General features: G+C 41.6%; 7 protein-coding genes. 6 read left to right on the plus strand and 1 reads right to left on the minus strand.

Going from position 1 to position 9098, the window contains the following annotated elements; translation table 11 throughout:
• Positions 1-129: 129 nt before the first annotated feature.
• Positions 130-2886: a DNA polymerase I gene (gene polA, locus AAEZ00_RS02600; protein ID WP_124012853.1), complete on the plus strand. Its 2757-nt coding sequence runs from the start codon at positions 130-132 to the stop codon at positions 2884-2886.
• A gap of 867 nt (positions 2887-3753) precedes the next feature.
• Here polA and yihA read toward each other — a convergent pair.
• The gene (yihA, locus tag AAEZ00_RS02605; RefSeq protein ID WP_101033357.1) at positions 3754-4410 is read right to left on the minus strand and encodes a ribosome biogenesis GTP-binding protein YihA/YsxC; all 657 of its coding nucleotides are present in this window, start codon (positions 4408-4410) and stop codon (positions 3754-3756) included.
• A 263-nt stretch (positions 4411-4673) separates the two neighbouring features.
• Between yihA and AAEZ00_RS02610 the strand changes: the two genes are divergently transcribed.
• The 5 genes from AAEZ00_RS02610 (at position 4674) to AAEZ00_RS02630 (ending at position 8913) form a co-directional block, all read left to right on the plus strand.
• Entirely contained in the window at positions 4674-5297 is a 624-nt protein-coding gene (locus AAEZ00_RS02610) for a c-type cytochrome (RefSeq protein ID WP_351088293.1), read from the plus strand.
• 839 nt (positions 5298-6136) lie between these two features.
• On the plus strand, positions 6137-6799 hold the full coding sequence (locus AAEZ00_RS02615; protein WP_124012855.1) for a methyltransferase domain-containing protein: 663 nt from the start codon (positions 6137-6139) through the stop codon (positions 6797-6799).
• Between the two features lie 55 nt (positions 6800-6854).
• Complete coding sequence (gene yihI / locus AAEZ00_RS02620) at positions 6855-7403, plus strand: Der GTPase-activating protein YihI (RefSeq protein WP_124012856.1); 549 nt, start codon at positions 6855-6857, stop codon at positions 7401-7403.
• A gap of 95 nt (positions 7404-7498) precedes the next feature.
• Entirely contained in the window at positions 7499-7966 is a 468-nt protein-coding gene (locus AAEZ00_RS02625) for a DUF2489 domain-containing protein (protein WP_351088295.1), read from the plus strand.
• 377 nt (positions 7967-8343) lie between these two features.
• Positions 8344-8913 (plus strand): lysophospholipid acyltransferase family protein, encoded by a 570-nt coding sequence (locus tag AAEZ00_RS02630; RefSeq protein ID WP_351088297.1) that lies wholly within the window; start codon positions 8344-8346, stop codon positions 8911-8913.
• The last annotated feature ends 185 nt before the right edge of the window (positions 8914-9098 follow it).

Genomic DNA, 9098 nt, shown 5'->3' on the forward strand with positions numbered 1-9098 from the left:
CTGGTCAGACGTTACGGTCATTGAGCACTATCTTGGGTAAATAACTGACAATCTCACAAGCATCTTGAGGTGCTGTGGGTATAATGTCATCCTATTAGTCTCGCAAAATACTGAACACGAATATTAATTATGCCAACGATTCCCAATAATCCGCTCATCCTCGTTGATGGATCATCTTATCTTTATCGCGCTTATTATTCGCCGCCTCATTTAACCAATTCCAAAGGTGAAGCGACAGGCGCGGTTTATGGTGTCATTAATATGCTTCGCAGTTTATTAAGCCGCTACAGCCCAAGTCATATCGCGGTGGTGTTTGATGCCAAAGGCAAAACCTTCCGCAACGATATGTACGACGAATATAAAGCCCAGCGTCCACCGATGCCTGATGATCTGCGCACTCAAATAGAACCCTTGCACAAAATCATTCACGCGATGGGTTTACCACTGATCAGCATTTCGGGTGTCGAAGCCGACGATGTGATCGGTACCATTGCGCTTCAAGCGAGTAAAGAAGGCCGAGCGACGTTAATCAGTACCGGCGATAAAGATATGGCGCAACTCGTCAATGAGCATGTGACGTTAATCAATACCATGACAGACACCATTATGGGGCCCGAAGAGGTCAAGACGAAATACGGTGTTAACCCAGATAGAATAATCGACTTCTTAGCACTCATGGGCGACAAATCTGACAATATTCCGGGCTTACCTGGTGTCGGCGAAAAAACCGCTTTAGCCATGCTCATCGGAGCAGGCAGTGTTGCCCAGCTATTAGCCGATCCTCACAGTGTTGTCGACATGGGTTTTCGAGGCTCGAAAACCATGCCGGCTAAAATTATCGACAATGCCGATATGCTAAGGCTGTCTTACGAGCTAGCCACCATCAAAACAGATGTCAAACTCGAACAAGACTGGCATGAGCTCAATGTTAAACCACAAGATCGAGATGAACTGATTAAATGCTTTGGTGAAATGGAGTTCAAGCGTTGGTTAGCTGAAGTATTAGATAACAAGCAACCTCGCGGCACTGTTAGCGACGCTAGCGATGAAGAAATTGCCGTATCGCCAACCATTGAAGCTGAGTATGAAACGATTCTGACTATGGAAGCGCTCGATAAATGGATCGAACAGCTCAACAGCGCCGACCTTATTGCGATTGATACTGAAACCACTAGTCTCAATTACATGGAAGCAGAACTTGTCGGTTTATCATTTGCTACCGAAGCAGGTAAAGCGGCCTATTTACCGTTAGCTCATGATTACCTTGACGCGCCGCAGCAAATCGATAAAGCCAGTGCACTTGAAAAGCTGCGCCCAATTCTTGAAAGTGACACTCTCCAAAAAGTCGGTCAAAACCTAAAATATGATATGAGTATTTTAGCCAATGCAGGCATTACTCTCAAAGGTGTACGCTTTGATACCATGCTCGAATCCTATGTGTTTAATTCAGTCGCATCACGTCACGACATGGACGGTTTAGCATTAAAATATCTTGGTCATAAAAATATTAGTTTTGAAGAAGTCGCAGGTAAAGGCGCAAAAAAACTGACCTTTAACCAAGTTAATTTAGATATAGCAGGCCCTTATGCCGCCGAAGATGCTGATATTACCCTGCGTTTACATCAACATCTATGGCCAAGACTTGAAAAAGAACCTGAACTCGCCAGTGTATTTAATGAGTTAGAACTGCCATTAATTCAAGTATTGTCAGACGTCGAGCGCCAAGGTGTATTAATCGACTCAATGTTACTTAGCCAGCAAAGTGGTGAGTTGGCCAAAAAGCTTGATGAACTGGAAATTAAAGCCTACGAAATAGCAGAAGAGAAGTTTAATTTAGCTTCACCCAAGCAGCTGCAAACGCTCTTTTTTGAAAAACTAGGTTACCCAGTCAAAAAGAAAACGCCTAAGGGTGCACCATCAACAGCTGAAGAAGTGTTAGTTGAACTGGCACTAGACTACCCTTTACCTAAAATCATCCTTGAGCATCGCAGCCTAGCAAAACTAAAGAGCACCTATACCGATAAACTGCCGCTAATGGTTAACGCTATCACGGGTCGTGTTCATACCAGTTACCACCAAGCTAATGCTGCGACTGGCCGTTTGTCATCGAGTGAACCCAACTTACAGAATATTCCCATTCGCACCGAAGAAGGTCGCCGTATTCGTCAAGCCTTTATCGCTCCTGCGGGTCGTAAGATTTTAGCAGCCGATTATTCGCAAATTGAACTGCGGATCATGGCGCATTTATCCCAAGATGCAGGCTTATTAGCGGCTTTTGCTGCAAACAAAGATATCCACAAAGCCACTGCAGCTGAAGTGTTTGGAATACATTTTGAAGAAGTGACCACAGAACAACGTCGCCGCGCCAAAGCGGTTAACTTTGGCTTAATTTATGGTATGTCTGCATTTGGTTTAGGCAAACAACTGGATATTCCACGTAACGAAGCACAAACGTATATCGACACTTATTTTGCTCGCTACCCAGGTGTGCTTAAATACATGGAAGAAACGCGAGCCATCGCTGCTGAATTGGGTTATGTGTCAACATTATTCGGACGTCGTTTATACTTACCAGAAATCCGCGATCGAAACGCATTACGTCGTCAAGCTGCTGAACGCGCGGCGATTAATGCGCCCATGCAAGGTACTGCCGCAGATATCATCAAAAAAGCCATGATATCCATTCACCATTGGATCAATACCAGCACACAAGGTGAAATCACCTTGATCATGCAAGTGCACGATGAATTAGTGTTTGAAGTTGATGAGGCGCAAGCTGAAACGCTCAAAACAAAAGTGTGCGATTTAATGGCTCAAGCGGCATCATTGGACGTGACCTTATTAGCTGAGGCAGGCATTGGCGACAACTGGGGTGAAGCCCACTAGTTATTGAGGGTCACTAGCTGGCTCGTATCAGCAAAGGCTGCTAGACCATTCAAACAGGTTTAACGATTATGCCACCTCACTGACGGTGGCATTTTTATGCTTCATTTTTTTAGAAAGTAATTTGTTAGAAAGTAATTTGTTAAAAAGTAATCCCTCCTAAAATAGACGATAAAGCCTCGATCATAAAAGACATATCCATCTGTTAGAAAGTGTTACCCCACCTTATTTGCTATCAGTTCAATCAGTGGATGGCGATGAACAAGCAATTGATGAACCTCAAATCAGAGTTCAAATCTGTCTAAAACCGGTGCTAAAATCCGACAAGTTTTTGCGGACTACCGAAAAAACTCAATCTGTATAACATGCCAAGCCGTTATGGTTAACAAAACAGCAATGTTTTGGGTCTAAAATCACACTATTATATGTCTATATGAAAAACAGTTTTTTATTTTCAGGTTAATAGGCTATTATAATTGTCGTAGGGTACAGAGGTTAAGATGTTCAATCTTGCAAACCTTTATTTCACTAGCAATAGTGACTAGCCAAATTCGGCGCCCCAGCAATTTAGGTTGCTGGGGCTTTTTTTGATTTTTTTTTCGACCTAAAAAATATTTAGAGCAAATACTTTAACTGTCGTTAGAGATCGGTTATTATATTGCTATTGAGCGTCATCAAATTGAGTTGATGGCACTTGAGTCTTGTTGAATTTAGCTTCTCCCCAAAAGAGCTAATTTATTTGTACCGATGGCCGTTTGGTTATCGGTTTTTTTTGCCTAAAAATCAAGATCCCTATACCAAAGACGAAAAAAAGCCGACATGTGTGTCGGCTCTTAGTGCTTGCTGGCAATCGATTATATCACTCAGTGGTTACTCAGGTTCTTGCTCAGCCTTCTCCTCAGCTAACCATTCAGGATGACACCAATCATTTAAAATGCTCAGCACCTTAGGTTTACCGGTGCCTTTCAATGACGACAAGGTCTCCACTTGTACCTTATCACCAAAATCCTTTAGGGCTGAACGCACCTCATTGATGGTTTTCATTTTGGTACTCTGGGTTAACTTATCAGACTTAGTTAACAAAGCTAATACCGGAATATTACTTAATACTGCCCATTCAATCATCTGCATATCAAGATCTTTCAATGGATGACGAATATCCATCAATACCACCAAACCACTTAAACAAGCACGTTTTTGTAAATACTCACCAAGCGCCTGTTGCCATTTATTTTTTAATGCTAAAGGGACTTGCGCAAAACCATAGCCCGGTAAATCGACCAAGCGACGATCATCATCCAACTGAAAAACGTTAATCAATTGGGTTCGACCTGGTGTTTTACTGGTTCGAGCTAAACCTTTTTGCTCCGTTAGTGCATTTAACGCACTGGACTTACCGGCATTAGAACGCCCAGCAAACGCAATCTCAACCCCGATATCCCCAGGAAGATACTGATCTAAATGCGCAATATCTGGCGCACTGATTAAAAACTTAGCCCTACGGAAATCGATACGAGATTCAGTCACTCTTCACTCCAATTAAATTACTTCTAGTAACGCGTTACCATAAATTTTTAACAATTGCTTACTTTTGCACATTTTCGTGTAAAATATTAGCTTGATCACATTATATACCCAAGCAATGCTGATGTGTGTGATGTAGTCATAAATGATTTTGCTCTAACCGAACAAAATAAACTGCATAAAAAGCACTTGGAAAATCATTTTACCACGCTTGCGGGTCTTCCTAGTAAGCTCAGGACAATAAATTAACTAGAAGTTGGAACGCCATGAAAAAGTTAGCTCTTGCGCTGTCTGTAGTCGCCGCTATGTCATCACCAGTTATGGCTGAAGGTAATGCTGAAGTAGGCAAAACTAAAGCAATCGTATGTTCTGCCTGTCACGGTGCTGACGGCAATAGCATGATTGATATGTATCCTAAATTAGCAGGCCAACACCCTGCCTATCTTGAAAAACAATTAACAGAGTTTCGATTAGCGGCCAAAACAGGTGGCGCAGAGGGTCGTATGAACCCCATTATGATCGGTTTTGCAATGGGACTCAGTGATGAAGACATTGCTGACATTTCAGCATTCTTTGCTAGCCAAGTACAAGTTGTTGCCGAGGTTGCCGATGTACCTACTGCAGGCGAGAAACTGTATAAAGGTGGTGATGCCGCCCGCGGTATTACCGCCTGTGTTGCTTGTCATGGACCTGAAGGCCAAGGCGCCGCTGCTGCAGGTTTCCCTGTGGTGGGTGGTCAGCATGCTAACTATATCAGCATTCAGCTAACACAATTCCGTGATGGGATCCGTCATAACGATTTAAATGGCATGATGCAAGATGTCGCGAAAAAGCTGTCTGATGCTGATATCGAAGCATTATCTAAATATATTTCAAGTATTAAGCATTAATACTACTGAATATTAGCTAATAAAAAATGGGCTTTCGAGCTCATTTTTTACCCCCTAAAGTTGACGTTGACGTAAACTTCATCGATTATTACTTGACAGTGTTCACACTTTTAGCGTTAAATACACCCCGTACCGAGATGAACCCATCTGTTTGTAACATAAAACTAATAACATCAAGCAGGTTTCGGACTGATACATTTAAGATATAAGAATAAAGTTAATTTATAATAATAATAATTTAAGACCGCTCACTAATAATAACAACATGAGTCGATATTTCATTTTGAAATACAGGTCGTAAAATTTGTAAGGAATAGACCGATTGGTCGACATGCTATTTAGCACTGCCTTACACAACAGAGCGGCTGATAACCCAGAGCATTATTTGAAGGATTCAAATAATGGCATACAAAGCTTATTGCTGAGGATGCATCCACTGGAGGCTTTATCGCTCGAAGGTACAAAGTAACAAGGATGGTTAACTCTTGTCATTGAAGACAATTAGGATAATGATGCGTCATTGAAGACCATCTACGGAAGCTGTAGTCAGGACGGCAACAGAATATAAAAAGTGTTATGGATGACCAATAATAACTAGAAACGGCATGGAAAGCAGAAGAAATAAAGATCTGACCGGGATAGTCACATAGCAAGTAAGGATACTTGGAATCAGAATAAAGTGCGTTAGGCACTCTTTTACGAGGTGGCAGTTATACTGCCACCTTTTTTTATTCCCCAAATAACCTCAATATTGACTTGATTTAAAATACTTACTTTTAATTAGCCCCATTCGCTATATAATCGTTTATTAAGTCAATACTTAGGCACTGCTGTATTTGATGAACGTATGTCCGCTTTGTAATCATGGTGCTCATTTTTTTGTTCAAGACAAAAAAAGAGCTTTCTACAGCTGCGAACGGTGTGGTTTAGTTTTTGCTAACCCAAAATCACATCTAATGCCTGATCTTGAACGTCAGCGTTACGGTCGTGCACAAACGTCATCGAAACAGAAACCATTATCGCAATTTATACTGCCACTGCTTGAGCAAATATCTCAGCAACAGACAGGTGTATTAACGGGCCTGAATTTTGGCCGCTTACTTGATGAACAAAGTAAGCAATCCATCGCAGACGCCGGTCATCTTGTTAATCAATACGACCCGTTTTTTGCGGCTGATCAGTCGGTACTGAAACAGCGCTATGATTTTGTATGCTGTTATCGAGTATTTGAGCACTTTCGTCACCCTCACCGAGAATGGATGTTGCTTAGTCAATTAATTAAACCCGGTGGCTGGTTAGCAATAAGTACGCCTTTATTGACCGATAAAGACCACTTTGCTAAATGGCATTACAAAAACAATCCAACTCATGTAAGCTTTTATCAGCACTCGACATTCGAATATTTAGCATTAAATAGTGATTTTGAGCTATTATTTGCATCGAAAGCTCTAGTTTTGATGCAAAAATCATCAAAATCTGATATAAAGCGCATCCTTATTTAGTGTCTTGCAGAAATTGCTCTGCAAGAACGTGTTTAGAAAACCTAACGAGAACATTATGGCTCGCAGCAAAAAAACTCGCAAAGGCGGCGAAAACGGCGCTAAGTTTGCCCCAAGAGAGAAAAAAGTCGATCGCAATGCGGTGGATGGTAAAAAATCTGAAACAGGCCGTAAATCAGGCAGCCGTCATAATGAAACTTTACTTAAACAAGCATCAGATAGCGCAACGGTTAAGAGTAAAGATGCACGCCATGGCAGTAAAAAGCCGGTAGCATTAACATTACCGACATCAATTACCAAGCCGTTAGTGGTTAAGCCTAAACAGCCTAAACTGAACGATGAGCAACAGTTATTGAAACTTGAAGAAGACCCAAGACTAAATCAATTGCTTGACCAACTTGAAGAAGGTCGCGATTTATCTGACACGGATCAAAAGTGGTTGAACAATCAATTAGACAAGATTGAGCAACTGATGTTAAGTTTAGGCCTTACTGAAGGTGATGATACGCCAACGGCCAGCCCTAAAAAGCAACTGAGCGACGATGAATTATTAAATCGTTTTGAATCAGGTGCTGATCTGCTCAAAGATTATCAACACAAAGATTAATCTGCTTGATGACAGTAATACCAAGCTATTTCTTGGTTTGATATAAAAAAACTGGCGCATCTTGCGCCAGTTTTGTATTCAGAAAAGGATAAATTGTGTCAACAACCGCCATCGTTATTGCTTTGCTCATTATTGTTGCCCTTGCAGCCTACGCAACACACTTACTGTTAACGCTTAAACGTCAAACACAAGCTAATCAGCAGGCATCATCAGAGCGTAAGGCTAAAGCTGACGAGCGTAGACAACAAATACTTACTGATATCCGCTACATAGCAGCGGCGATGTTAGAAGATCGCTGTGAACTGTCTGAAGGCGTTGTGCGCATAGGCAAATTATTTGATGTCTTATCACTGTCAGAACAAGTTGCGCCTGACTTCCCTAACCTATTTATCCATTATGACCTCATTAGAAACCATCCCATCATGGAAGCGCGTCAAGCCTTACCTAAACATCAACGAATGAAGTTTGATTTTGAGCGGATGAAATCAGAAGCAGAATTAGAACAAGTCATCCTAGAAGAAGCCAAATCCATTGCTAAGTTTGATAAACCGACCACTCACTAGCACTTTTCAACCGATTAGATCACCTCAACCCGGGATGATAAACCGTTATTGCAGCGCTATTGATCCTCTAACGGCGTCGCACTCACCATCGCCCAAGCTATTGACGTGTACATTTGCCTTGTTAGCAAAGCAAACAGCAAGCTTGAAATAAAATACAGAACATATTCATACACTTATCGATTAATCCTATCTACTATCCTCGGTTGAGCTTAAGCGTCGAATTAGCACGATGATAGGTTATGCTGAGATCACATAAGCTAACGGGGCACATCACAAGGTATAATTAGATGTGTTTATTGTCCGATTAATATCAACCCCTTAGATAATGCACAGTAACAACAAGAAGCTTAATAAAGCTCAATAATTGGGATCACATTATGTTTAGTTCACTTTGCTCTGGGTTACTCAAAATACTTGGTTGGAAATTAGATGGTCAACTTGATAAAACCAAACCCTGCGTCATCATTGTTGGCCCGCATACCAGTAATTGGGATTTCATTATTGGCATTATCGCCCGCAGCGCCTTAGGAACTAAAATACACTTTTTGGGTAAGCATCAGCTCTTTATTCCGCCTTGGGGATGGTTATTTCGCGCCATGGGTGGTAGCCCCGTTGATAGACGTAAATATAATAGCTTAGTCGATGGCGTGGTACTGTTATTCCAACAAGATCCACTTTATAAACTGGCCTTAGCACCAGAAGGTACACGCAGCCCTGTAACCCGTTGGAAAAGTGGCTTTTACCATATTGCAGCCAAAGCGGATGTTGATATTGTGCCAATCGGATTAGATTTCGGCCGCAAAGCGATTGTGATCGCCAAGCCCTTAAGACCGACAGGAGATATTGAACGAGAAATAAATCAGTTAATGGATTTCTATCGTTCAATCAAAGGATGTCATCCAAAAAAGGTCCCTGATTATCAACAAAACAGTGATATTAAAAAATAACTACAATTCAATATAATCATCTGTGAGTGCTAAGAATAAAAAAAATAACACGCTGCGGTATGCTACAAGACACTTTCTAAACTTTCAGAAGCTAACACGTAGCTGCCAGTGCGACCTGAGGTCGTATGAAGCGCTGTTCACCGCGATAAGAGTGAACCATCTGTATCACCAGATGCCCCTAAGAC

Origin of the sequence: Shewanella sp. S1-49-MNA-CIBAN-0167 (assembly GCF_040310145.1) — a bacterium.
GTDB classification, from domain to species: Bacteria; Pseudomonadota; Gammaproteobacteria; order Enterobacterales; family Shewanellaceae; genus Shewanella; species Shewanella psychromarinicola.

Coding starts and splice junctions, on each gene's coding strand:
- polA (WP_124012853.1), top strand. CDS start 130: ATGCCAACGATTCCCAATAATCCGCTCATCCTCGTTGATGGATCATCT.
- AAEZ00_RS02610 (WP_351088293.1), top strand. CDS start 4,674: ATGAAAAAGTTAGCTCTTGCGCTGTCTGTAGTCGCCGCTATGTCATCA.
- AAEZ00_RS02615 (WP_124012855.1), top strand. CDS start 6,137: ATGAACGTATGTCCGCTTTGTAATCATGGTGCTCATTTTTTTGTTCAA.
- yihI (WP_124012856.1), top strand. CDS start 6,855: ATGGCTCGCAGCAAAAAAACTCGCAAAGGCGGCGAAAACGGCGCTAAG.
- AAEZ00_RS02630 (WP_351088297.1), top strand. CDS start 8,344: ATGTTTAGTTCACTTTGCTCTGGGTTACTCAAAATACTTGGTTGGAAA.